The sequence below is a fragment of the Fluviicola sp. genome, assembly GCF_039596395.1.
GTDB lineage: Bacteria > Bacteroidota > Bacteroidia > Flavobacteriales_D > Crocinitomicaceae > Fluviicola.
In genome coordinates this window covers 754107-780242 of sequence record NZ_JBCNJT010000001.1, presented here as the reverse complement: position 1 = coordinate 780242, position 26136 = coordinate 754107, and the positions used below count along the sequence as shown (strand labels likewise).

Sequence of the window (26136 nt, the reverse complement as noted above, 5' to 3'; positions counted from 1 at the left end):
AAAAAAATCCGGCATTGATAGTATGCCGGATTTCCCATTCTTTGGTGTTAGTTAATATTAGATCACTCCGTGAACGGTAGCATCGTCTTCACCTTCGAGGTTTATTTTCTTTCTTGTCAATTTCACTTGTAATCGATCTACTACGTAGTACATGATCGGTACTACAATAATAGTCAAGAACATTGAACTTGTCAAACCACCGATCAAAATCCACGCTAATCCGTTCTTCCATTCCGCTCCGGAACCCGTTGCAGTTGCAATCGGAATCATACCGATTACCATGGCGATAGTGGTCATCAAAATCGGTCGCATCCGTTCGCGAACCGCCTCCAGAAGCGCACTGTACGTAGATCTTCCCTCCGCCTTCAAGTGGTTGGTGAAATCCACGATCAGGATGGCGTTCTTGGCCACGAGTCCGAGGAGCATCAACATCCCGAGCATAGTAAAGATTCCCATATTCGACTGTGTTAAGTTCAGCGCCAGGATTGCCCCGATCAACGAAACGAGGATGGAGAACAATACGACGAACGGGTAAACGAAGTTGTCATAAAGTGCCACCATGATCAGGTAAACAAGGATCAAACCGATTCCCATTGCCGTACCCAATGCTCCCATGGATTCCTTCTGACGTTTTACTTCACCTCCCCAAAGCATGCGCACGTTTTTATCCAGCGGCGCTTTTTTCAGGTAAGCTGTAATGGAATCCGCTACCGTACCGGAAGCTGTCCCCAATACGTAAGATCTCAGAGTGGTATTCGAAATACGGTTTTTACGCTCCAGCTGACCGTACCCGTTTTCAACGGAAACATCCGCAAATTCGCTCAAACGAACCTGTTTTCCATCATTGGTAACGAAAGTCATCTCATTGATGTTATCCACGTTGCTTCTGTCGTATTTGTCCAGCATAATTCGGATATCGTACTCTTCTCCTTTTACATCAAAACGCGCATCGTCATTACCGGTCAACCCGTTTTGCAACTGCATTCCGACACTTGCGATCGGCAAGCCCAATTGTCCCATTTTCTCGCGGTCCAAATCGATGCGTACTTCCGGGGAAAACTCATCCGTGGAAATACTCGGATCTTTCGCTCCAGGAATGGTCAGAATGTGCTGTTTCAAGCGTTTCGCTTCTTTCATCAATAGATCAGAATCATCCGAAGAAAGGAAAATCTCGATCGGCGCTTCTTCCGAGTCAACCATTCCCATGTTCAAAGCTTTCACCTCTACTCCCGGGTATTTGTCCTGGATTTTCTTACGGATTTCGTTCATGTATTTCAGCGTCGGATATTTCTTCTGCATATCCTTCTTCATTTTCACTGTAATCTCAGAACGGTTTTCCTGACCGAAAGAAGCAGCACCCATCCCGGAAGAAGGCCCACCCACATTGGCAAAAACAATATCGATCACGTCTTTCTGAGCAAGAATCATCTGCTCGATTTCCAGCGTCGTAGCATTGTTTTCTTCGAAAGTGGTACTCTTATCGTATTTCAGTTTGATCATGAATTTCCCCTGGTCTCCCTGGGCAACGAATTCCTGTCCCACAATACCAAGTCCCATGGATGCCATACTTGCAAAGAAAATAACAAGTACACCAAGCCCCATGATGATCTTGTGTTTCAAAGACCACGCAACCAGTTTCACATAACCTTCCGTGAAGGATTTGATCATATTCTCAAACCAGATCAGGAATAATTGGAACGGATTCTTCGGATTCAATTTCACTTCTTTTGCCAAACGGGAAGCCAGCCAAGGTGTCAGGGTAAAACATACCAATAGCGACATCAATGTGGAAACAACCACTACTACCGAGAATTGGCGCAGGATATCAGAAATCGTTCCTTCAATGAAGACAACCGGCGAGAATACCACGACGTCCACCAGGGTAATGGCCAATGCCGTAAATCCAATCTCGTTACGCCCGTCCAAAGCTGCTTTTCTGCGGCCTTTCCCCATCTGTAAGTGGCGGTAAATGTTTTCCAGTACCACAATGGAGTCATCCACGAGAATACCGATTACCAAAGACATCGCAAGCAAAGTCATCAGGTTCAGGGTGTAACCCAGCAAGTACATCGCAATAAATGTAGAGATCAAAGATGCCGGAATGGCAATCAATACGATCAGGGCATTTCTGAAACTGTGCAGGAACAACATCATTACCGCCGCTACCAATAGTACGGCCAATTCCAAATCGTGCAATACGGCGTCTACCGATTCAATCGTAGGAAGCGAAGTATCCGTTGCAACGGTGAATTTAATTCCTTCTTCCTTGTATTTCTCTTCGATTTCCTTGAATTTCTTCTTCGTCAGGTTGGCCATATCCACGGCGTTCGCATCACTTTGCTTCTTGATTCGAAGACCTATCCCGTTCAATCCGTTAAAACGGCTCACGGTTACCACATCTTCCGATCCGTCGGTTACATCGGCCACATCACCTAAACGCACAGAAGAAGTTCCGTCCGTATAGATAATCAGGTTTTTCAGGTCGTCAACCGTTTGGAATTTTCCGGCCAAACGAACAGTCATCTGCTCCGATTCATTTTTCAGCTTCCCGGTAGGAAACTCCACGTTTGCAGCAGCAACAATCTGGTTCACTTGTCCTAAAGACAAGCCGTACATTTTCAGGCGGTCTTTGTCCACATCCACACGAAATGCTCTTTTCTCACCTCCGATTACCTGAACTTCAGCAACACCTTTGGTTTGTTTGATCTGGGGAAGAAGTTGTTTATCCATCAACTCCATGAATTCCCGGTCGTCCATATTCTTCGCAATTGCACTCACCTGGAGTACCGGCGCTGCATTCGGTTCGATCTTGGCAATGGTCGGAGATTTCGCTCCTTCCGGTAAATCATTCAGGATCGTATTGACCTTTCGCTGTGCATCTTCCAGGGCGGCATCAATATCTGCGGAAGCTTTGAACTCCAGCATGACGATGGACGCATTGTCCATGGAAAAAGTAGTTACCTCGGAAATGTTCTCCAAACCGCTCAAAGCATCTTCCAAAGGTTTGGCGACTTGTGTTTCAACAGTTGCAGGAGAAGCTCCCGGGTATAAAGTAGTCACTGTAAGAATTGGCGGAGAGAAATCCGGCAATAGCTCATAGCTTAATTGATTGTAACTTATCAGACCTCCACCGATCAGAATTGTAAAGATTACAATAATGAAGGACGGTCTCTTAATGGATAATTCCGTTAATGTCATGACCTCTTAGATTATTAATTGGTTTTGATCTTTGTTTTGTCCTGAAGGTTCACCTGTCCTTTTACAACGATGACGTCTCCTTTGTTGATTCCGCTCACTACTTCGATGTAATCTCCGTCTGAAGTTCCTGCGTTGAATGTGGTCAGATGCGCTACGTTGTTACGAACAACATATACCTGCGGATTCTTGGATGAACCTACCAAAGCAACACGCGGCACAGCAAGGCGGGTTACGCTTGCATTGTTTTTCAAACGAACCGAACCGTACATTCCCGCCATCAAATCTCTTTTCGGGTTTGGAACCGTGATCTGCACTTTGAAGTTGTGTGCTCTGTCCGCAACTACCGAAATATTCGTAATCTTTCCGGGAAATTCCTGGTCTCCGTAAATATCTGCTCTTACAGAAACTGCCTGTCCCAAACGGAATTTCAACACGTCTCTTTCCGGAACGTTTACCGTCAGTTTCAGGCTTGAAATATCTGTCAATTCAAACAAAGGCGTTCCCTGCCCCACGAATGATCCCAAATCGATCATTTTTCTGGTAATCACCCCGGAATAAGGAGCAACGATGGAAGTACTCTTGATTTGTTTCTGAATTTGCTTCTTCTGCAATTCACCGGAACGAACTCCCAAACGCGTTTTCTCTACCTGAACACCTGAAACGGCATTTTCTTTTTCCAGGTTGGAGTAACGTCTGTCGTCATTCTTCTGGCCTTCCAAACCTACGTCGGCATTCTGAAGCTGTAACTGTAGCATTTCATCATCTACTTTTGCCAATAACTGGCCCTGACGCACTTGGTCTCCTTCTTCAAAACGGATGCTTACCAATTTCCCGTTTGCATCAGATCCGATCGTATTTTGGCGGGAAGGCTCGAATGTTCCGAGAAAAGCCAATGAACTTTCAAATGAATGGGTAGTCGGATATCCGGTCTTAACCAAAACCGCTGCGTTTACATCGTTGATGAAAATTTTTGCCTGAACTTCTTTCTTGTTCGACATTAACTTAAATACAATTAGTCCTACCAAAACTACTGCTACGACGACTATAGTAATAACTCTTCTCATTGCTTGTTTTTTTATATTATCAGATCTGTTGATACAGAGCTTTCTCTTATTTAACGTTTCCTATGTTTTTCAAATACTCTAATTCCGCCTGGCGCAACTGAACATACGCCAAAACCACATTCGTTTGTGATTGCTGCAAATCCGTGCTCGCCTTTACAAGATCGTTGGAATCAACTGTTCCTTCATTATACTGAAGTTCCGTTTGCTTGTAAACACTTTGGGAAAGCTTCAATTGTTCCTGTGCAATCCCCAATGAATTCACCTGGATTTCGATCTGGCGTTTTGCATTTTCAGTTTGCATGTGCAATTGCTGGCTCAACAATTCTTCCTGGTTCTCCAGTTTCATGTGGGCCACCTTGGTAACTTTTTGCTTGTAGTATTTCTCCATTCCGTCAAACAAGGTCCAGTCGAGGCGGATTCCCAAAAACGCGGATGGAATTCCCTGGCGCACTTTATCTTCCGGCTTCATGTTATAAGTATAATTGTATCCCGCAATGAAAGAAAGCGAAGGTAAATACGCCATATTATTTCCTTTTTTCTCTTCTTCATTCATCCGTTTCTGTGCACTTACCAATTCCAGTTCCGGGTAATTGATCGTGCTTCCGTCCACCAAAATGGATTTCTCCACCAAATCATCCGATGCCAGGGTGATTTTCTGATCTTCCGGTAAACCGATCAGGATCTTCAACAGCATTTCCAACTGGTCTTTATTGGCCAAAAGTGTTTGCTTGGCATTCACCGAATTCAAGCGGTTGATACGCAATTTGTCCACTTCTGTTTTCACTACCATTTTCTGTTTCTCCATGGCTTCCATATTCCCGATCAGGCGCTCGATATTTACCAGGTTCGAATCCACGAAAGCAATTTGTTTGTTCACTGCCTGCAAATTGAAGAAGGTATTGGCAACCTGCGTTTTGCTGTCGCGCTCGGTAATCTTTTGCTGGATTTCCACTACTTCCTGCTGAATTTTCAGGGTAGCGATCCCGTAATTTACCTGCGGATTGAACAAAATCTGCTGCAACTGGATGGAGTTGCTGAATACGTAAGGAACACCAAATTTTACCGTTGCATATTGTCCCGGAGTACCTCCGAAGATCTCTGCCGGCAATAACTGGCCGGGAATAATCGCGTTGTACCGATAATCGGCATTTGCCACAATCTTCGGGTAACGCGCAGTTAAGTAGGAAGAAACCTGGCTTTTATTCATTGTTACGTCCAAACGGGAATTAACAATGGATAAATTGGCCGTATCCGCCATCTTCAAACATGTTTCAAGGTCCAGTACCTGAGCCGAAGCACCGCTTCCGACTCCTAAAACCATGAGTACACCTAAAAAACCATTTCTCATATTAAATCTTTGTTTAAATGAAGTGTTTATATATTTGTTTTCGGGTTAAACAGATACCCGATCAGCATTTCCGTAACGTATTGTTTCTGGAGCATCAAACGCTCCTGGTATTCTTCTTCCGACAAACTGTTCAGGTATTTCAACAAGGGTTTTGCCATGAAGGGATAATGACAGTTCGACATGATCATCAGCATGATATTGGTAAGATCGATTTTGCGGATCACTCCTTTTTCCTGGGCTTCCAGCAATTCTTCAAAAACGCCTGTACTGGAGATTTTATCCAGGATTCCCGCATGATCGAATTCACACTTATCACCTCTTGAAAGCTCGGATAAAATAAAACGCGGAATATCCGGATGAGAAGTCAGGAATTCATATTCCCGCTCGATAAAAATGCGCATTTTCGACTCCAGGCTAAGATCCTTCCGGAAGACTTCCACCGTTGAAAGCATAAAATCTTCCATGGCGGTTTCAAAAATGAGCTTAAACAATTGTTTCTTGGAACAGAAGTAGTAGTTTACAAGCGCCACGTTCATTCCCGCAGCTTTGGCTATTTCCCGGGAGGTACAGCCGTCAAATCCCTTAGCAATAAAGACACTCTTTGCAGCTTCGCGGATCTTTTCTTCTGTAGATAGTTCTTTGCTCATATTTTTAAAATCGCGACAAATTTAAACAACAATTTTAAACAAGCGTTTAAATTCTTTTCGATTTATTCATTGAGTAATCCAAAATCTCAGTAAAACTAAGCACTTTGAGTTAAATCAACTATTAATCGGAGCAAATTTCGGCACGGAACGTTTACCATACCATCAAAAATCGGCGAATGGTAACTACAACACCGTGAATGGTGGAAACAGTTAAATAAAAAGCAAAAAACGAGCATAGCTCGTTTTTGTTCAAAAGATAAATTTGTTTAATCGTTCAAAAGGAATTCACAGTTTTTTGACCTTTTTAAACTTTTGAACCATTAAACTTTGCTACTCTGCCGGCTCATCCAGGAACACGTCTGAACGTTGATTATTGAAATATAGGGAAATGGCAAAGCCGACAAACACGGATTGTGTCGGGCCCCTCAGATCCTTCTCGGAATATCCGCCCGAAGTCGTGGAACCGATGCGGCTGCCGGTAAATTTGTATCCGGTAAAATTGTATCCCACTATCCAGCGGTAAGCAACCGCTTCATCGGATGCCAGTACGATAGAGATCAGCGGTTCAACATAAGCTGCTACTACTTCCTGTTTTCCGTAAGCACGCGTGCCGGAAGTATTGAACCAATGCTGCGCAATTCCACCGCGCACACCGAATTCCAGGCCTAAACGCGGCCCGACCCAACTCGTCCATCCCAGTTCAATATCGCCTCCAAGTACGTGCATTCCGCCGGTCATGGAATATACTTTCTGGTGATTGGAAACAGAATCGTCACTGACTCCCGGTTCAAACGGGATACGGAACTGGTTCACTTTGTAATACATGTATTTCGGTCCGAAAGCCACATACCAGTGTTTAAACGGTTTGTACTGAATTTTCGGATGGGCGTATACCAATCCGTTCAGATAATTCTTGAACATTTTATTTCCCAATCCGGCAGGCAGCATCAACTCACCGGTTATACTCCATTTGTCATTTTCAATTTGTGCATTGGAATATGAAAACAAATTCAAAACGAATAACAGTATCAGAAGCTTTTTCATAAACACCTTCATTTATACTTCTAAAACTACGAAAGTATTTCCAGACAGGTTCATGAAATTGAACAAATAGGAACGGAAATTGAACATACCGTGTACTTTTGTGATATGATCAAAGGAATTGTCTACATCATTCTTTCCGGAATGGCTTTTTTCGTCATCAACTTTTTCGTGAAATTGCTCGGCAATCCGGATAACGATCTCATTCCTCACCTTCAAAAATATCCTGCACACGAATTGGTATTTTTCAGAAGCCTGGTTTCATTCCTGATCAGCGCGGCAATTATCAGATACCGCGGACTTCCCTTGCTTGGAAACAACCGCAGATGGCTTCTTTTAAGAGGAACTGCCGGAATGCTCGCACTGACGATTTTCTTTTTCACGCTGCACAAACTTCCTCTGGCAATCGCCTCTACCTTGCAATACCTTTCTCCTATTTTCACCGTTTTGATTGCTTCTCGCCTGTTCAGTGAAAAAGTCAGCAAAATGCAGTACTTCAGCAGCCTGATTGCTTTCCTCGGGGTTGTTTTCATCGGGCTCAACGGGCTTTCAGGCGGATTCAGCGGGCAAAATGCGGATCTTTTCTGGATGGGAATGGGAATCCTTTCTGCTGTTCTCTCCGGAATTGCCTACAATGCCATTTCAAAACTGAAAGAAACCGAAGAAACTATCAATATCGTGGTTTACTTTCCCATGCTGGCACTTCCGTTGACAGGAATCTGGTGTTTGTTTGATTTCACCTTTCCACAGGGAATCGAATGGCTGATTCTATTGACTATCGGGGTGTTTACCCAAATAGCACAAGTTTGTATGACCCGCGCATTCCTGTCGGCAAATACAGCAGTCGTTGCACCTTTCCAATACATCGGCGCGATCTACGCTTTGCTTTCCGGCTGGTTTATTTTTGATGAAAAGCTGGAATTAGCTTCATTAATCGGTGTTTGCCTGGTGATTTCCGGAGTCATTGCAGGCACTGTTTTCCGGGCCGGCAGAAAGAGTAAAAAAGAAGCAGAACTGGTAATCGATACCGAAACGGAAGTTCTTTCTTAAAATTCGTCAAACTTCCCGCAATCAATCACATTTATACGTATTTTCGAAGCATGTTGACTACCATCCAAAAGGACCAGCTGGCCCAATTCGGCAATCTTGAATTACTTGCAAAACAGGTCGTAGAAGGTTTCATTACCGGAATGCACAAAAGTCCGTTCCATGGTTTTTCCGTGGAATTCGCAGAGCACCGTTTGTACAATCCCGGAGAATCTACGCGCCACATCGACTGGAAATTGTATGGCCGGTCGGAAAAAATGTTCACCAAAAAATACGAGGAAGAAACCAACCTGCGCTGCCAAATGGTGGTCGACACTTCTTCTTCCATGTACTACAGCGGGAAAAATACGCTTTCGAAACTGGAATTTTCGGTACTTGCCGCAGCATCTTTATCCGAATTACTGAAAAGACAACGCGATGCCGTGGGACTTTCCCTGTTCCACAACAAACTGTTCCTGCATACTCCGGCAAAATCATCGGGTGCTCATCACCGTTTCCTGCTGCACGAAATGGAAAAACAGCTGCACGAATACCAGCCTGTTGACCCGAAATTAACGGAAACCATTTCCAGCCTGCACGATGTTGCGGAATTGTGTCACAAAAGAAGCCTGATTGTTATTTTCACGGATTTGCTGGACGATCCTTCACGCCTGGATGAATTCATGCAAAGCATTCAGCACATGAAGCATAATAAACACGAAGTGGTCCTTTTCCACGTGATGGACAAATCTACGGAAATCGATTTTGAACTGGGCCACAACCCGATCAACCTCATCGACATGGAAACGGGTGAAAAAATGAAACTGCAACCGGCTGAGATCAAGGAAAAATACACCACGGAAATCAATCGCTACTTCAACGAGGTGAGTTTAAAATGCACGCAATACCACGTAGATTTTTATGCAATCGACATCAAAGACCCGATCCAGGATGTATTGGTGAAGTATTTATTGAAACGACAAAAACTATATTAAGTCAAATGTAAAAAGGGAAATGTAAACAAGAAAAAGGAGACCTTTTTAACTTTTGACTTTTGACATTTCAACATTTTACATCAAATCAGGGTTGATGCGCCTTATCCAATAAATCCAGAATGGATTTCACCGGGCTGAACGTTTTGCTAGGCACTTCTACGAAAACCGTATTCCATTTCGCCATCGAACCGTTCCAAAGCCCCGGAAGCTCCACAAAATGAATGGATTGCCCATTATGTGATTTACTCACTTTGAAATACGCATTCTCGTCTTTAAATGCATCCAGGTCGATTTTCGAACCATCGTTGTTTTTTCCCTGGCAAACCATGATTACCGGGTTAAAATGCGAAGACTGGATCATCACCCGCACCTGGTCGCTTTTAGGATTGATTTGCGCTTTTTCCACAATTTGCTTCGTGATTTCGCCGTTATTCTCAACCCAGAACGGACCTCCTCCCGGCTGGCCTTCATTGCGCACCATTCCGCAAATGCGAAGCGGTCTTTTCAGCAACTCCAGTTTCTCCCGGTGCGACAAACCATTCACCGATTCATGGAATAATTGATATTCGCTGTTGAAATCATTCCATGCCTCTTCCGAAAAATCAGCGATCAGTTTCTGCACTTCTTCCTGCACTTCCAGGAATAAACCGCCCAGCATGCGCTGTGTTTCGATTGCCGTTTCCGAGTGGTTGTAATGCTGAATATTATCGATGTTCTTGATGAAAATCAGATCTGCATCCAATTGGCCGAAATTTTCCAGTAAAGCACCATGTCCGGCCGGCCTGGTCAGCAAATCGCCTTCCGGATTCAGGATCGGCTGGTAATTATCGTCAAAAGCAACCGCGTTGGTTTCAATATTCTGTACCGAGAAATCCACATCGAATTTCCGGGATGTCATTCCTTCGAGAAACTCCAGCTGCCGTTGAATGTACTCCTGGAATTTGGGCTGGATCGTAAAATGGAACGAACACGCATTTTGGTTCAGCAATTGCCCCTGAACCACATGTTCCTGGATCGGGCACAATAAGAAAGGCCCGTTTTTATGGAACGGGATCAACCCTTTCGGAAGATGCGCCAACCCGTAGCCTTTATTGTTCAGGATAAATGACACGAAAGCATCCAGGTCCATGCTCCTGTTTCGCAAAGCTTTTTGAATAGAGCCGGGGAACTGGTAGAAAAACGCAAAATCTTCAATATGTGTCAGGAAACGCTCTACATATCCGCTATTGCTTTCATTCGGGTTATCCAGAAATTCAAACAGGAAATGGAACATACGTGATCCCGAACCGGATGCCGGAATAAAGACCGAAATCTTTTTGGTCGATTGATAAAATGTTTGCGCCAGATCCGCAATTTTCTCGTCGCTCAAAGCAATGATCCCTTCCTGTATTTTACAGGCAGAAACCAGGTTTAATGCCGGTTGCGGAGCCCGCAGGCGTTCCGATTGTATTTCTATTGTAGTTTTTAGCATAAGCATGCTTCCTGTAGCGTTTTTTCGTTTCTTTGTGTCATGCAAAATTCCAAATCAATTTTCGGATTTTTACTCAAATCTAAAGGCAGACATGGCATTCATTCTCCCTTTGTATTCGACTTTGTCGACAACTGTCTAACGACAAAAGTGGATAAAAATTTTCTCTCTGCACGAAAAAAATGGCTACAAAAAGTCAAAAAGGATACGGAACAATTTAAAATAATCGATTTAGGTGCAGGATCCAAACAAATGGGAAAGACTTCCCGCATGGCCGGGACAAGCCGTTCCGTTTCAGAACTTGCAAAAAACGCCAGCAGCAAAGGCATTTACGGCGACATTCTATGGAAACTGGCAAACCACTACAAACCCGCATTGATGCTGGAACTGGGAACATCCATCGGAACAGGCTCCATTCATTTAAAGTCCGGTAATCCTTCCGGGCATCTGATTACCGTTGAAGGCTGCGATGCCATTCTATCGCGTGCATCCAGGCAGTTTGACAGCTGGAACCTTTCCGGTATTACAACCATTTGCAGTTCTTTCGACGATTTCCTGGAACTTCCCGCAATCGGGAAATACGACCTGGTCTTCCTGGACGGAAATCACTCCGGGAAAGCCACCATGGAATACATCGACAAACTATTCGATCAGACACACAGCAACACCGCATTCATCCTGGATGATATCCGCTGGAGCGAAGACATGTGGGATTGCTGGAAATACCTCTCCTCCGATCCGCGTTTCCATGTTTCCGTTGATCTGGGACGCATGGGAATTCTCTGGCGCAGGGAAGAACAAACCAAAGAACAGTTCACCATCCGCCCGAAGATCTTTAAGACGAAATTATTTTAAGCAGGCACGCAATTAATCGCGTGCCTGTTTTTTTATAAAAACCTTTTCCATTCATCCAAACAATTAATACATTTAAAGACACTACCAAATGAAACAGTTATGGAAAATCATTCAAACGGAGACGCTTCAAAATGTCCTTTTACAGGCGCAACAAACGGTAATTCTTCAACCGAAAAAATAATCAGAAATAACAACTGGTGGCCAAACCAATTACGACTGAATGTGCTGAGGCAGCATGATTCAAAGTCCAATCCCCTGGGTAGCTCTTTTAACTATGTAAAAGCATTCAATAGCCTGGATTTACAGGCAGTCAAAGCAGACCTGCACCATTTAATGACCGATTCCCAGGAATGGTGGCCCGCAGATTTCGGACATTACGGGCCGTTTTTCATTCGCATGGCGTGGCACAGTGCCGGAACTTACCGCATTGGCGACGGCCGTGGCGGTGCCGGATCCGGGCAACAGCGTTTTGCACCTTTGAACAGCTGGCCGGATAATGCGAATCTCGATAAAGCACGGCGTCTTTTATGGCCGATCAAACAAAAATACGGGCAGAAAATATCCTGGGCGGATTTATTGATCCTAACCGGGAACGTCGCATTGGAATCCATGGGCTTCAAAACTTTCGGGTTTGCCGGCGGGCGGGCAGATGTTTGGGAACCGGATCAGGATGTTTACTGGGGTTCTGAAAAGACCTGGCTCAGCGATGACGGGCGTTATTCCGGTGACCGGAACCTGGAAAATCCGCTAGCGGCCGTTCAAATGGGATTGATTTACGTAAATCCGGAAGGTCCCGGAGGAAATCCCGACCCGATTGCAGCAGCAAAAGATATCCGCGAAACGTTCGCACGCATGGCCATGAACGACGAAGAAACTGTTGCATTGATTGCAGGCGGGCATACTTTCGGAAAAGCCCACGGAGCAGGAAGCCCGGATTTGGTGGGAGCTGAACCTGAAGGAGCCGGAATCGAAGCGCAAGGTTTAGGCTGGGCCAATACGTTCAATACCGGAATAGGTGCCGATACCACAACCGGCGGACCGGAAGTAACCTGGACACAAACTCCTACCAAATGGAGCAACCATTTCTTTGATAACCTCTTCGGCAACGAATGGGAATTGACCAAAAGTCCGGCCGGTGCAAATCAGTGGGTTGCTAAGAACGCTGAGAAAACCATCCCGGACGCACACGATTCGTCCAAAAAACACCTTCCGACCATGCTCACCACCGATCTTTCCTTACGGTTTGATCCTGTTTATGAAAAAATATCACGCCGTTTTTACGAGAATCCGGATGAATTTGCAGACGCGTTTGCACGTGCATGGTTCAAGCTCACACACCGGGATATGGGACCGGTTGCGCGTTATTTAGGGCCGGAAGTCCCGAAAGAAGAATTGATTTGGCAGGATCCCATTCCGAAAGTGGATCACAAACTGGTTGATGAAAAAGACGTGGAGCACCTGAAAGAGCAACTAGTGAATTCGGGAATTCCTTTATCCCATTACATTTCAACTGCCTGGGCCTCTGCTTCTACTTTCCGAGGATCAGATAAACGCGGTGGTGCAAACGGCGCACGTATTCGGTTGGCCCCGCAGAAATTCTGGAAAGTGAACAATCCCGCTCAGCTTGGGACGGTACTGGAAAAACTGGAAGCCATTCAAAAAACATTCAACGACGCACAAACAGACGGCAAAAAGATCTCACTGGCCGATTTAATCGTGCTGGCAGGTTGTGCCGGAATTGAACAGGCAGCAAAAAACGCCGGACATTCCATTAACGTTCCCTTCACTCCCGGGCGTATGGATGCTTCACAGGAGCAAACCGATGTGGATTCCTTTACCGCAATGGAACCCTTTGCAGATGGATTCCGCAATTACCTGAAAGCCAAATCGCTCATTTCAACGGAAGAATTGCTGGTCGATAAAGCTCAGCTACTGAATTTAAGCGCTCCTGAAATGACAGTGCTTCTTGCAGGAATGCGCGTTCTCGATACGAATTTCGACAATTCCAGACACGGTGTCCTTACTCAAAAACCCGGATCACTGACTAATGATTTCTTCCTGAATCTACTGGATATGAATACCGTTTGGAAAGCAACAGACGATCACCAGGAATTGTTTGAAGGCCGCGATCGCAAAACAGGAGCCGTAAAATGGACGGCCACACGTGCCGATCTGATTTTCGGTTCTCATTCCGAATTAAGAGCCATCGCCGAAGTGTATGGAAGTTCGGATGCTTCTGAGAAATTTGTAACCGATTTCGTGGCAGCATGGACCAAGGTCATGAATGCCGACCGGTTTGATTTATAAAAACAAACAGGCCGGCGATAATCGCCGGCCTGTTGTCTGTTATGATTTCTCTACCGATCCCATCGTGATTACATAGCGGAGGATTTTCTCCTGCCCTGCCTCATCAATGTGATGGCCTTCTTTGTTATTCACTTTTTTGACCATTCGCGGCACAATTTCTCTCCACTCCGATTCCGGCTCGGAAGATGGTTTTTTCAGCTTGTGGCACAAATTACAGTTCGATTCGAACAATTGTTTTCCCTGGTACAGTTCATCCAGGGTCATTCCCGGGAATTTAGACTGCATGCGGTCAACATCTCCCTGGGTGGGCATCGCTTCTACTTTCGGAGCCGACGACTCAGAGGAATTCTTTGCGGTACTGCACGCAACTAAAATGGCGATACCGGCAACTGCTAATAGGCTTTTCTTCTTCATACTCTTACAACTTTTGATTAATGGGGTTATATGATAAAGCATGGCACCAGGAAACCGATGATCGGATCACCGGGAACATGGTCAGTGCCGTGATTATTTTCATAGTTTTTGTTTTCGTTCAACCAAATATAAACAAAAATCTTCCATGGTAAATAGATTACGGAGGAACAAATAAGTGAAATATCGTTAACTTTAGAGTATGAAAGTTTATACCAAAAAAGGCGATAAAGGAACCACGGGACTCATTGGCGGAACCCGGCTCCCCAAACATCATATCCGGATTGAAAGCTACGGTACCGTGGATGAACTGAATAGTTACATCGGTTTATTGCGCGACCTGATCGGTGAAGAATCCAAATCAGCGGTTTTGATCGAGATCCAGGACCGTTTGTTTACGATCGGTTCGCACCTGGCTGCCGACCCGGTCAAATCCAAAATGACACTTCCGGAATTATTCGAAAGTGACGTCACCTATCTGGAAAACCAGATCGACGAAATGGACAATGCATTACCTCCGATGAAATTCTTCGTGCTGCCTGGCGGCAATGTCGTGGTTTCTCAGTGTCACATAGCACGTTGCATCTGCAGAAGAGCAGAAAGGCTGGTTGCTCATTTGAGCGAATCGGAACCTGTAGAACCGCTAATCAGTGCCTATATGAACCGGCTAAGTGATTATTTATTCGTCCTTTCCCGGAAACTGGCTCACGAACTAAATGCGGTGGAAACCCCGTGGAAACCAAGAACAAACTGATTTTCAAACTATTAGAAACAAACTAAAAAGTTTTTTTTTAATCAGGCAGAAAACACTTGGATTTTTTTAGAATAAGGTTATTTTTGCGCAAATAAACAACAATATACTAAGACATGTATTGGACATTAGAACTAGCATCCTACTTAGAAGACGCTCCTTGGCCTGCAACAAAAGACGAGCTGATTGATTATGCGATCAGAGCAGGTGCACCCTTAGAAGTAGTAGAAAATCTCCAGGATTTAGAAGATGAGGGTGATGTATATGAAAGCATTGAAGAAATCTGGCCGGATTATCCGTCTAAGGATGACTTCCTATTTAATGAAGATGAATATTAATTCATAAAACACTTTTGAAAGGTTCTCAGAAATGAGAACCTTTTTTTGTACATCAGCATTCGGGCGAAAAGTGTGATTTTCTGTATGGTAGGTAACGACGGATCACGTACCTGTAACCATTAACCAATATTTAACACCGGAAAATTTGGCTATGTTTCAACTCTCTGTTAGTTTTACACCATGAAAAGTTTGCTTATTGGATTTTTTCAGCTCTTGTGTGTTCTCCAGATCCTTGGTTCGAACCAGCTGAACGCCCATCCGGCAGAGCGGGCAAACACTCCTTTCAATTTTCATCATCATTATCCGGAACATTCTAAATTTGTAGTTAAACACCACAAATCAAGTTCCTCTATCGATTCAAACTCTTCCATTCCTGCTGAAGATACCGAATTGATCTTTGAAAACCTGGAAGAAGAAACGGAAGACTTCTCTTCCGGTAAACACCTTTATAATAATCTGTTCTTTGCGGGTATCCCGGTAGATCAATCGCTCGATTACCTCTACGGCAATACCAAAAACAGTTCTGTGTTCTGTGAACAGTTGTCTTTTATTACAGCCAATAAAAGACATGTCGTTTTTCAGGTATTCAGAATATAGAATCCAGCAGACAATGCTCATTGTCTCAACTAATTATTTTTTCCTTACTGATTGATTTGATGTTTGTTAAAACAATCCTATATTAGTTCGGAAAACTATCGCTGGATCTAAAAATCCAAACACAATTTAACAACAAAAACAACTCGTTTTAAAAACACGATTATTATGAAGAGAGTTCTCATTTTCATGAGCTTGATCGTTGCAGTGTGCGCTACAAGCTGCGGTCCGAAAGAAGAAGAAAAGGAAGAAACCGGTAAATTATTGGTGACAAGTCCTTTATTAAAAGATACTACCATTGTACAGGATTATGTTTGTCAGATCCGTGCAATCCAACATATTGAGATCAGAGCCCTTGAAAAAGGTTATTTGCAAAAGATCTATGTAGACGAAGGTCAAATGGTGAAAAAAGGCCAGTTGATGTTCCAGATCATGCCAATGATGTACGAAGCGGAGATGCAAAAAGCACAAGCTGAAGCAAACTTTGCGAAAACAGAATACCAGAACGCGAAAATGCTTGCAGACAGCAACGTGATTTCCAAAAACCAATTGGCATTGGTGAAAGCAAAATACGACAAGGCAAAAGCTGAATTGTCTTTATCACAGGTTCGTTTGGGCTTCACAGAGATCAAAGCTCCGTTTGACGGGATTATGGACCGTTTCCAGGTTCGTTTGGGAAGTTTGGTGGATGAAGGCGACTTGCTGACAACCCTTTCCGATAACAGCAAATTGTGGGTTTATTTCAACGTTCCTGAAGCTCAGTACCTGAATTTCAAAACGGTTAACCAGGGCGATAACATGAAAAATGTCCAGTTGCTGATGGCCAATAACGAGATCTATGAATACCCGGGAGTAGTAGAAACCATTGAAGCGGATTTCAACAATGAAACCGGTAACATCGCTTTCCGTGCTACCTTCCCGAATCCGAAAAAATTGCTCAGACACGGGGAAACAGGAAGTATCCAAATGGTGGTTCCTTTGAAGCGTGCAATGATCATTCCTCAAAAAGCAACATACGAAGTTCTTGAAAAGAAATACGTTTATGTAGTTGATAAGGACAATGTGGTACATTCCAGAGAAATCGTAATCCGTTCCGAAATCCCGGATTTGTATATTCTTAAAAGCGGGTTGAAAACGGACGAGCGCATTCTTTTGGAAGGAATTCGTAAAGTAAGAGATGGAGATAAGATCACTTACCAGTATCAGGACCCGAAATCGGTAATCAATCACCTGAAAGTTTATACGGAGTAACACCCACTTTAATCCGATCAGATTATGTTTAATAAATTCATACACAGACCTGTTTTAGCAATCGTGCTATCATTGGTCATCATCTTCATGGGTGTACTTGCGATCAGTGGGTTATCAACTTCACAGTTCCCCGAGATTGCACCGCCTACAGTTATCGTAAGAGCTTCCTACCCGGGAGCGAGTGCGAAAGTACTGACAGAATCCGTACTGATTCCACTGGAACAAGCCGTAAACGGGGTTCCGGGAATGAAATACATGACTTCCGATGCAACCAGTGCCGGGGAAGCAAATATCCAGATCGTATTCAACCTTGGAACAGATCCCGATCAGGCATTGGTACAGGTGAATACGCGTATTGCACAGGTATTGAACCGTCTTCCTGTCCTCGTACAGCGTGAAGGGGTTATCGTGAACCGGATCATGCCGAGTATGTTGATGTACGTCAACCTGTACAGTAAGGACCCGAAAGCCGACATGAAATTCATTTTCAACGTTGCCGGGGTAAACATGATTCCTGAATTGCAGCGTATTAACGGGATTGGTCAGGCAAGTATCTTGGGTAGCCGCCAGTATGCAATGCGTATCTGGCTGAAGCCGGACCGTATGCGGGCTTACAACATTTCCACCGACGAAATCATGGAAGCCCTGAACTCCCAGAGTGTCATCGGGTCTCCGGGACGTATCGGGCGAAGTGACGGTAAACGTGCGGAAGCACTGGAATATGTATTGACCTACAAAGGCCGTTTCAACGAAGCAGACGAATACAAGAATGTGATTATCCGCTCCAATCCGGACGGGGAAATCCTGCGACTGAAAGACGTAGCGGAGGTAGAACTAGGTAGTGAGTACTACGATATTTACTCCAACAAGGATGAATATCCTTCTGCAGCGATCGTATTGAAACAAACTTACGGAAGTAACGCAACAGAGGTCATCGAACGCGTGAAAGAGAAACTGGAAGAATTGAAAAAGACTTCCTTCCCTCCGGGAATGGAGTACGAGATCAGTTATGACGTTTCGAACTTCCTGGATGCATCCATTGAAAAAGTACTTCACACCCTTGGGGAAGCATTTATCCTCGTGGCATTGGTAGTATTCTTATTCTTAGGAGACTTCCGTTCTACCCTTATTCCAACCATTGCCGTTCCGGTTTCATTGATCGGTGCGTTCATTTTCATGCAAATGTTCGGGTTAACGATCAACCTGATCACCCTGTTCGCATTGGTACTGGCGATCGGTATTGTGGTCGATGATGCCATCGTCGTCGTCGAGGCCGTTCACGCCAAGATGGAAGAAGAACACCTTTCGCCTTACCAGGCAGTGAAGAAAGTATTGAAAGAGATCAGTGGTGCCGTAATCGCCATTACCTTATTGATGACGGCCGTGTTCGTTCCGGTAGCGTTCATGTCGGGTCCGGTAGGTATTTTCTACCGCCAGTTTGCGATTACCATGGCAACTTCCATCGTTCTTTCCGGGTTGGTTGCATTGACACTGACACCGGTACTTTGTGCGATGCTGTTGAAAAACAACCACGGGAAACCACGCAAGAAGACACCGATCAACCGTTTCCTGGACTGGTTTAACAGAGGATTCGAGAAAATGACCGGAAGATACGTCGGGTTATTGAATAAGATCGTAAACCGGCGACTGGTGACCGCCATTATCCTGATTGCATTCGGGTTGGGTATTTTCGGGCTCAGTGAGAAACTGCCTTCCGGGTTCATCCCGAGTGAAGACCAGGGAATGATCTATGCGATTATCCAGACACCTCCGGGATCAACTTTGGAAAGAACCAATGATATTGCACGAAAACTGCAGGCAATTGCCGAAAAAGTAGATGGTATCAAATCCGTTTCTGCCCTTGCGGGATACGAGGTATTGACGGAAGGTCGTGGTTCCAATGCCGGAACCTGTCTGATCAACCTGGATCCATGGTCGGAAAGAAAGCATAACGTGCAGGAAATCATCTATGAACTGGAAGAAAAAGCGAAAGTAATTCCGGGTGCAACCATCGAGTTCTTTGATCCGCCGGCGGTTCCGGGGTATGGTGCAGCGGGAGGTTTCTCTCTTCAGTTGCTGGATAAGACCAACACGGGTGATTACCTGGAATTGGAACGTGTGAATACGGAATTCATGAATGCATTGCGCAAACGCAAGGAAATCACAGGTCTGTTCACGTTCTATAGTGCGAATTATCCGCAATACGAACTTCAGATCAACAACGATTTGGCGATGCAGAAAGGAGTTTCCATCGGAAACGCGATGAACACGCTTTCCATTTTGATCGGTAGTACTTACGAACTTGGTTTCATCAAGTACCAGCGTTTCTTCAAGGTATTCGTTCAGGCTTCTCCGGAATACAGAAGATTGCCGGAAGATATCATGAAACTATATGTGAAAAATGACCGCGGCGAAATGGTTCCTTTCTCTTCCTTTATGAAAATCGTGAAATCACAGGGAGCCAACGAGATCAACCGTTACAACATGTACACAACCGCATCCATTCGTGGTTCTGCTGCAAAAGGATTCAGTTCCGGTGAAGCGATCAAAGCAGCACAGGAAGTTGCCAAATCAACATTGCCGAGAGGTTACGACATCGACTGGGGAGGACTTTCAAAAGACGAAACCATGCGTGGAAACGAAGCTTTGTACATTTTCATCGTCGTATTGATCTTCGTATACTTCGTATTGGCGGCACAGTATGAAAGCTTCATCATTCCATTGGCTGTAATTCTTTCACTTCCTGCCGGGATCTTCGGGTCGTTCTTACTGATCAAATTAATGGGATTGGAGAACAACATCTATGCACAGGTAGGATTAGTCATGCTCGTCGGGCTCTTAGGTAAGAACGCCGTGTTGATCGTGGAATTCGCCATGCAGAAGCACCACGAAGGAGCAACCGTTCTGGAAGCGGCCATTGAAGGTGCAAAAGTGCGTTTCCGTCCGATTTTGATGACTTCCTTTGCGTTCATCGCCGGGTTGATCCCATTGGTTATTGCAACCGGTCCGGGAGCTATCGGTAACAGAACGATCGGGGCTTGTGCACTGGGAGGAATGCTCTTCGGAACGATCTTCGGAGTAATCATTATCCCGGGTCTGTACTACATCTTCGGTACGCTGGCTGATGGCCGCAAACTGATCAAGAACGAAGATGACAGCTCTTTGACAGAGGACTTCGTTCATGCAATAGACAATTTTCCAACAACCGATGAAACTGAAGACAATGCGCACTAAAAATAAAATAGGAAGCTGGTTCATCATTGCAGCACTGGCAGTCAGTGTCACCGCATGTAAAGACCTGAAAATAGCTTTAAAGACGGAAAATAAATCGACTCCTGCAACGTATCCGGGTTCTGATTCCAAAGACAGCACCAATACGGCCGACATCAAATGGAAAGATTTCTTCAAGGACCAGTACCTGATTGCATTGATTGATACTGCCCTGAAAAATAACCAGGAGTTGAACATCACCATGCAGGAGATCAATGTGGCAAAAGCAGAAGTAAGAGCCAAAAAGGGAGAATACCTGCCTTCAGCCGGTGTTCGCGTTGGGGCCGGTGTGGAAAAAGTCGGTGAATACACCCGTGACGGAGCAGTGGAGAAAAACCTGCCGATCCACGACGGGAAAGCTTTCCCCGAACCGCTTGGAGATTTAATGGTAGGCGTAAATGCTTCCTGGGAAATCGATATCTGGCGCAAATTGCGAAACGGAAGAGATGCAGCTGCATCCCGTTACCTGGCAAGTGTGGAGGGTAAAAACTTCATGGTTACCAACCTGGTGGCTGAAATCTCGGAGTCGTACTACGAATTGATGGCATACGATAACAAACTGATGATCCTGCAGCAAAACCTGGAGATCCAGAAAAATGCGCTGGAAATCGTGAAGTTGCAAAAAGTTGCCGGTGAAGTAACCGAATTGGCCGTGAAGAAGTTTGAGGCGGAGGTTTACAAGAACCAAAGCCACTTATTTTACATCCAGCAGCAGATCGTCGAGGCAGAAAACCGCATCAACTTCCTGGTAGGACGCTTCCCGCAACCGGTTCAGCGCAACTCAACAGCTTTCCAGCAAATGGTTCCGGATACGATTTACAACGGGATTCCTTCCCAATTGCTTCAAAACCGACCGGATATCCGGCAGGCTGAATTGAACCTGACAGCATCGAACCTGGATGTGAAAGTTGCAAGGGCTCAATTCTACCCTTCCCTGCGCATTACTGCCGGAGTTGGTTACCAGGCTTTCAATGTCAAGTACCTGATAACATCGCCGCAGTCCTTGTTGTATAACATTGCCGGTGATCTGGTAGCTCCGTTGATCAACAGAAATGCGCTGAAGGCGAAGTATGCTTCTGCAAACGCCAAACAATTCCAGGCGGTTTACAAATACGAACAAACGATCCTGAATGCATACATCGAAGTAGCCAACCGGGTCACAAAAGTTCAGAATTTGAAAAACAGTTATGACCTGAAATTAAAGCAAGTGGATGCGATGAATCAGTCGATTACCATTTCCACAAACTTGTTTAAATCCGCGAAAGCAGATTACATGGAAGTTTTAATGACACAGCGCGACGCTATCGAAGCCAAGTTTGACCTGGTAGAGATCAAACAGGAACAACTTTATAACATGGTAAGTGTTTACCAGGCCCTTGGTGGCGGATGGAAATAATCACCGTAAGTCAAATTTAAATGGATAAGTAAAAAGGCATCGGTCAGTGGATCGGTGCTTTTTTATTTAATGGATGATTTGAAGCAAATTTTACAATGTTAAATTTCAATTGAAAAATTTTCCGAATTCAAAAATTTCTACTTTAGTAAAAATTAAACCGTTAATTCACAACACAGAAAAAATCACTATTCCATCCTGGGTATTTCGCCTAGCAACAGAAAACTAATTCACAACAATTATTAACTACCGTTCAAAATCCCTATCTACATTTTTGGACCCAACTATTTACTTATGAAACAGACTAAACTTTTCGCTATTACTGCGCTGTTTGCACTTTTTGCGTCCCACAATAGCTTCTCACAAACAGGTGCCACTTGTAGTGATGCTATTACGCTTATTCCAACCGATTCTACTGACTACTCCAACCATACAACTGCCGATACTGTTTTTTGGTTTGAGTTTACCGCTACAAGTCCCTATGTCAATATTTCCTTGGAAACCGCGAAATATGGACTTAACGTACCACATATTCATTCTATACAACTGTTTTCAGGGAGTTGTACCGGTCTTAATATGATTGCAGAGGATGAATTGCCTCATTACTCAGAAGCCAAGTTATTAAACATTGATCTCAACGCTTCCAACCTTTCAATTGGACAAACATATTTCATCCGGGTTGACAGAAAGGTTCCAAATCAGACCTGTTCAAGAGCCGGTTGTACAGCTAATAACTCTACCGACCCATCTACATTTTCAATTTCCATCAAAAGAATATTCTTGGTGATCCCACCGGATATGTTGATTGAGCCTCCTACATCGGGCTGGGGTATGGAAGTTAATCGCGGTCAACTTTTAGATACAAACGGTGATGTCGCAGAAGAAGTGAAAATATATAATGATCATTCCAATCCGGGTGTTTTTATTTGTGAAGACCGCATATCTTACGTGTTTGTAGGTGAACAATCATCCCAAAAAGCATATCAGAAAGTGGATATGACCTTTCTAAATGCAAATGCGGATTATGGAATTTTTAAAACAGAAGAAGTAGCAGGATTTACTAATTATTACCTTCCCCACATTCCGGATGGAATAACAAAGAATAAAGCATACAGCAGAGTTGTGCTTAATGGCATATACGACAAAATTGATTATCACCAATACAGCAATAAAAATGGATTGAAAAACTATTTTATTATTTATCCTGGTGCAAAAACCGAAAATATCCGTTTACAATTCGATGGGTTAGACTCTTTGATAATAGACAGTCTAAATCACCTTTATGTCCAATCTACATTGGGTACTATGGAATTTGAAAAACCCCATGTTTATACGATTGACTCTACGGGCTTTCCTCAGGCAATTCTTTGCAATGCTGAATATGAATTAGTGGATGATTCTACAATTGGTTTTCAAATTGTAGGTTACTCAGGTACTGAACCTCTTATCATTGTGATGGACCAAGGGCATTCAGCAGCAGCACCGAAGTCAATAGACAATCTTCTTTGGAGTACTTATTATGGCAACACAGAAGACGATTACATCGAGGATATTGATCACGACGGCTCAGGAAATGTCTATTTCACAGGTTACACAACAGGGTTAACTTTTCCACACACAACACAAACAGTTTATTCACCATCAACGACTTACTATACAAGAATTATAGTTGGGAGTCACAAGCCTCTTGGAGAAAGAAATTGGAGTACTATTTACGGGGCGCAAACAGAACTTGCAAGTGGAATTGCAACAGATCAATTAGGAAATGTCTATGTAACCGGATTAACCGGAGTATATTCAGAACCCAATAAATTTCTCGCTTTCACAAAGGTTGGAGCTTACAATCTTGCTCCTTCAACTTCTACCGTAAATGCAACCTATGCGACTTTATATAGATTCAATCAGAGTAACGGCGCACGTACCTGGGCTACTCTATTCGGTGAACATACAACCAATGCTGATTTCAGAGGTAAATGTATTGCTACGGACAATTCCGGGAATGTCTACATTGCCGGGGAAGGAAAAAGAGTTTCCAGTTCTCCGATAGTAGCAACCGGTTCACAATACTCGCAAAGTACAACAGGAACAAAAGTAGGGTTCATTGCTAAATTCAACGCGGCTAATGCGTTAACCTGGTCAACTATGTTTGGAAACAATGACTTAGTAGTTAATGAAATGAATACTATTTTTAATCCTCAAACTAGTCAGAATGAACTTTTCATTGTAGGTACAACCGGAGGAACCAATACAAATTCATTCCCTATGACTGCTGAATTACTAAACGACTACCAAGCGAGCTATCAGGGAGGTGCTTCGGATGCATTCTTTGCAAAATTCAATTCTTCAGACGTACTTCGCTGGTCAAGTTTCTTTGGAGGAGCCGGAGAAGATCTAGGTTTGGGAATTGATTACAATCCATCTACCACGAGCCTTTTCATTACAGGCCAAACCAAAAGTAATTCAACTACTTTCCCTTTGCAATCGCTTTCAAATCCGCAAATCCATTTTAATAACACATTAAGTGGTGCATCGGATGGATTTATCTCTGTGTTGAAATTTATTACTGAAACCACAGGTGGGCACATTCTGTATTACTCCTCTTATTTTGGTGGTTCAAGCGATGATCAATGCGGAAATGTAGAAATTTCTGACGCTGGTAATGTTTACGTGATCGGGATGTCTAAAAGCACCAATTTTCCGCTTCAAAATTTAAATGGAAATTACAATCAACCGGTACTTGAAAATGATCCGACCGGAGTTCATTACGATAGCTTTATTCTAGGACTGAATCCATGGCTTGCTTACGGATGGGGAACTTATTTTGGAGGAGAATGGTATTATAACGGTTCTAATGTAAATGCCGCATCCAACGACTATGGAAATGGTATTACTGTCTATAATGACCAAATATTGTACATTGGTGGAAGTACCAATTCAAATCAGGACTTTCCAATTACTGTCGACTTAACAGCATCACCCAACGCATATATCCAATATGACAACTCCGGAAGTGCTATGGACCTACCGCTTGCCTGGACGGATGGTTTTCTTGCTCAGTTCGATTTAACCGATGTCGTTTTGGGTCTTCATGATTTGGATAATGATGAAACGAATGGAAATCTTACAGTTTATCCGAATCCATCGACAGGTAATTTTTCAATCGTAGGATCAAACCTTAAATTAGAGGGAAAAATCAATATAGAAGTAATCAACGTTATTGGTCAGCGGATTTATTCCAAATCATCAACCGTTTCAAATGGTCAACTAACAGAATTTATTACCCTTGGAAATCTTTCTAATGGAATTTATATTGTTAATATTGGGGATGGAACCAATAAGCTAAGTAAAAGAGTGGTAATCCGATAGACTACTAAAACACTAATTCAAAATGAAAAAAAACAAATTGCTTATCATACTCTCCGGATGCTTACTTCTGGCACAGAATGGCTTGTCTCAAAATGATTCAGTTCATAAGTACAAGAATGAGTTTGGTATTGATGTTACGGGAACTATTCGTTTTTTCACGAAATTCCAGAACACTTCGGATTATAGCTATTCGCCTACTTATTACCTCACTTACCGCCGGTATTTTGAACCCGGGAATATCCGTTTTGGAATCGGAGGACAAGTTTCTGATGAAGAAATTCCTGGAATGGTGGGTGATTCGAGTATTTACAAACGTAAATCCAATTCGGTAGATTCAAGATTGGGATGGGAATTTAAATCAGAGTTGTCTAAACGCTGGCAGGTTTTTTACGGCTTGGATTTTAGACTGTCTATTGGAAGTGAACGGAATGAAGCAGCATTTTTCAATGGTGGTTACGCTGTAGGTTTTGAAAACCATTCAGTAACTTATGGTTTCGCACCGGTTTTAGGGTTTAGATTCAGAATAAATAATCGGATTAGCCTATTGACTGAAGCAAACTTCAGCGTAAATTTTTCTAAATACAAGACACGTAACATTTACACCCCACTTTCAGGATTCCCGGATTTACCGGATGAAATAGCTCCGAACACAAAGAGTGTTTACACATCGTTTTCTCAACCGATAGCTCTTTATTTTGTGTTTAATATTTGAAGTCGAATTTAATATTAAAAAAGCATCACTTGCGTGATGCTTTTTTCTTTGGTTATCTAACACAGAGTCAACATGTTTAACAATCTCCCATTCATTGACTC

Annotated in this window: 19 protein-coding genes; 12 read left to right on the top strand and 7 right to left on the bottom strand. The window is 43.7% G+C overall.

What is annotated here, in order from left to right; translation table 11 throughout:
* Positions 1-57: 57 nt before the first annotated feature.
* The 5 genes from ABDW02_RS03165 to ABDW02_RS03145 all read right to left on the bottom strand — a co-directional run bounded on the left by ABDW02_RS03165 (position 58) and on the right by ABDW02_RS03145 (position 7301).
* A complete protein-coding gene (locus tag ABDW02_RS03165; protein WP_343631997.1) occupies positions 58-3198 on the bottom strand; it encodes an efflux RND transporter permease subunit in 3141 nt (1046 codons plus the stop codon).
* A 14-nt stretch (positions 3199-3212) separates the two neighbouring features.
* Positions 3213-4262, bottom strand: coding sequence for an efflux RND transporter periplasmic adaptor subunit (locus ABDW02_RS03160; protein ID WP_343631995.1), 1050 nt, complete (start codon positions 4260-4262; stop codon positions 3213-3215).
* A 46-nt stretch (positions 4263-4308) separates the two neighbouring features.
* Complete coding sequence (locus ABDW02_RS03155; RefSeq protein WP_343631993.1) at positions 4309-5610, bottom strand: TolC family protein; 1302 nt, start codon at positions 5608-5610, stop codon at positions 4309-4311.
* Between the two features lie 26 nt (positions 5611-5636).
* Positions 5637-6257, bottom strand: coding sequence for a TetR family transcriptional regulator (locus ABDW02_RS03150; protein WP_343631991.1), 621 nt, complete (start codon positions 6255-6257; stop codon positions 5637-5639).
* A 330-nt stretch (positions 6258-6587) separates the two neighbouring features.
* Positions 6588-7301 carry a hypothetical protein gene (locus ABDW02_RS03145; protein WP_343631989.1) on the bottom strand — a complete coding sequence of 238 codons (714 nt, stop codon included), beginning with the start codon at positions 7299-7301 and terminating at the stop codon, positions 6588-6590.
* 105 nt (positions 7302-7406) lie between these two features.
* On the opposite strand from ABDW02_RS03145, the gene ABDW02_RS03140 reads away from it, so the two are divergent.
* Together ABDW02_RS03140 and ABDW02_RS03135 are read left to right on the top strand one after the other, a co-directional pair.
* The gene (locus ABDW02_RS03140) at positions 7407-8348 is read left to right on the top strand and encodes a DMT family transporter (RefSeq protein WP_343631987.1); all 942 of its coding nucleotides are present in this window, start codon (positions 7407-7409) and stop codon (positions 8346-8348) included.
* A 50-nt stretch (positions 8349-8398) separates the two neighbouring features.
* Positions 8399-9319, top strand: a complete 921-nt coding sequence (locus ABDW02_RS03135; RefSeq protein ID WP_343631985.1) for a DUF58 domain-containing protein — start codon at positions 8399-8401, stop codon at positions 9317-9319.
* Positions 9320-9404: 85 nt separating this feature from the next.
* On the opposite strand, the gene ABDW02_RS03130 is transcribed toward ABDW02_RS03135, so the two are convergent.
* Positions 9405-10796: a DUF4301 family protein gene (locus ABDW02_RS03130; RefSeq protein WP_343631983.1), complete on the bottom strand. Its 1392-nt coding sequence runs from the start codon at positions 10794-10796 to the stop codon at positions 9405-9407.
* A gap of 243 nt (positions 10797-11039) precedes the next feature.
* Between ABDW02_RS03130 and ABDW02_RS03125 the strand changes: the two genes are divergently transcribed.
* Both ABDW02_RS03125 and katG read left to right on the top strand, forming a co-directional pair.
* Positions 11040-11642 carry a class I SAM-dependent methyltransferase gene (locus ABDW02_RS03125; protein WP_343631981.1) on the top strand — a complete coding sequence of 201 codons (603 nt, stop codon included), beginning with the start codon at positions 11040-11042 and terminating at the stop codon, positions 11640-11642.
* A 99-nt stretch (positions 11643-11741) separates the two neighbouring features.
* Positions 11742-13949 carry a catalase/peroxidase HPI gene (katG, locus tag ABDW02_RS03120; RefSeq protein ID WP_343631979.1) on the top strand — a complete coding sequence of 736 codons (2208 nt, stop codon included), beginning with the start codon at positions 11742-11744 and terminating at the stop codon, positions 13947-13949.
* A 39-nt stretch (positions 13950-13988) separates the two neighbouring features.
* Here the strand turns inward: katG and ABDW02_RS03115 are convergent, their stop codons facing one another.
* Positions 13989-14363: a hypothetical protein gene (locus ABDW02_RS03115; RefSeq protein WP_343631977.1), complete on the bottom strand. Its 375-nt coding sequence runs from the start codon at positions 14361-14363 to the stop codon at positions 13989-13991.
* 199 nt (positions 14364-14562) lie between these two features.
* On the opposite strand from ABDW02_RS03115, the gene ABDW02_RS03110 reads away from it, so the two are divergent.
* The 8 genes from ABDW02_RS03110 to ABDW02_RS03075 all read left to right on the top strand — a co-directional run bounded on the left by ABDW02_RS03110 (position 14563) and on the right by ABDW02_RS03075 (position 26035).
* Positions 14563-15114: a cob(I)yrinic acid a,c-diamide adenosyltransferase gene (locus ABDW02_RS03110; protein WP_343631975.1), complete on the top strand. Its 552-nt coding sequence runs from the start codon at positions 14563-14565 to the stop codon at positions 15112-15114.
* A gap of 113 nt (positions 15115-15227) precedes the next feature.
* Positions 15228-15449 carry a DUF2795 domain-containing protein gene (locus ABDW02_RS03105; protein ID WP_124745056.1) on the top strand — a complete coding sequence of 74 codons (222 nt, stop codon included), beginning with the start codon at positions 15228-15230 and terminating at the stop codon, positions 15447-15449.
* A gap of 180 nt (positions 15450-15629) precedes the next feature.
* Positions 15630-16046 carry a hypothetical protein gene (locus ABDW02_RS03100; RefSeq protein WP_343631973.1) on the top strand — a complete coding sequence of 139 codons (417 nt, stop codon included), beginning with the start codon at positions 15630-15632 and terminating at the stop codon, positions 16044-16046.
* A gap of 165 nt (positions 16047-16211) precedes the next feature.
* Positions 16212-17294 carry an efflux RND transporter periplasmic adaptor subunit gene (locus ABDW02_RS03095; RefSeq protein WP_343631971.1) on the top strand — a complete coding sequence of 361 codons (1083 nt, stop codon included), beginning with the start codon at positions 16212-16214 and terminating at the stop codon, positions 17292-17294.
* Between the two features lie 24 nt (positions 17295-17318).
* Positions 17319-20528, top strand: coding sequence for an efflux RND transporter permease subunit (locus ABDW02_RS03090; RefSeq protein WP_343631970.1), 3210 nt, complete (start codon positions 17319-17321; stop codon positions 20526-20528).
* Positions 20518-21960, top strand: a complete 1443-nt coding sequence (locus ABDW02_RS03085; RefSeq protein ID WP_343631969.1) for an efflux transporter outer membrane subunit — start codon at positions 20518-20520, stop codon at positions 21958-21960. The genes ABDW02_RS03090 and ABDW02_RS03085 overlap by 11 nt, the downstream gene beginning before the upstream one ends.
* A 291-nt stretch (positions 21961-22251) precedes the next feature.
* The gene (locus ABDW02_RS03080; protein WP_343631968.1) at positions 22252-25323 is read left to right on the top strand and encodes an SBBP repeat-containing protein; all 3072 of its coding nucleotides are present in this window, start codon (positions 22252-22254) and stop codon (positions 25321-25323) included.
* Positions 25324-25345: 22 nt separating this feature from the next.
* Positions 25346-26035, top strand: coding sequence for a hypothetical protein (locus tag ABDW02_RS03075; protein WP_343631967.1), 690 nt, complete (start codon positions 25346-25348; stop codon positions 26033-26035).
* Positions 26036-26136: the final 101 nt, after the last annotated feature.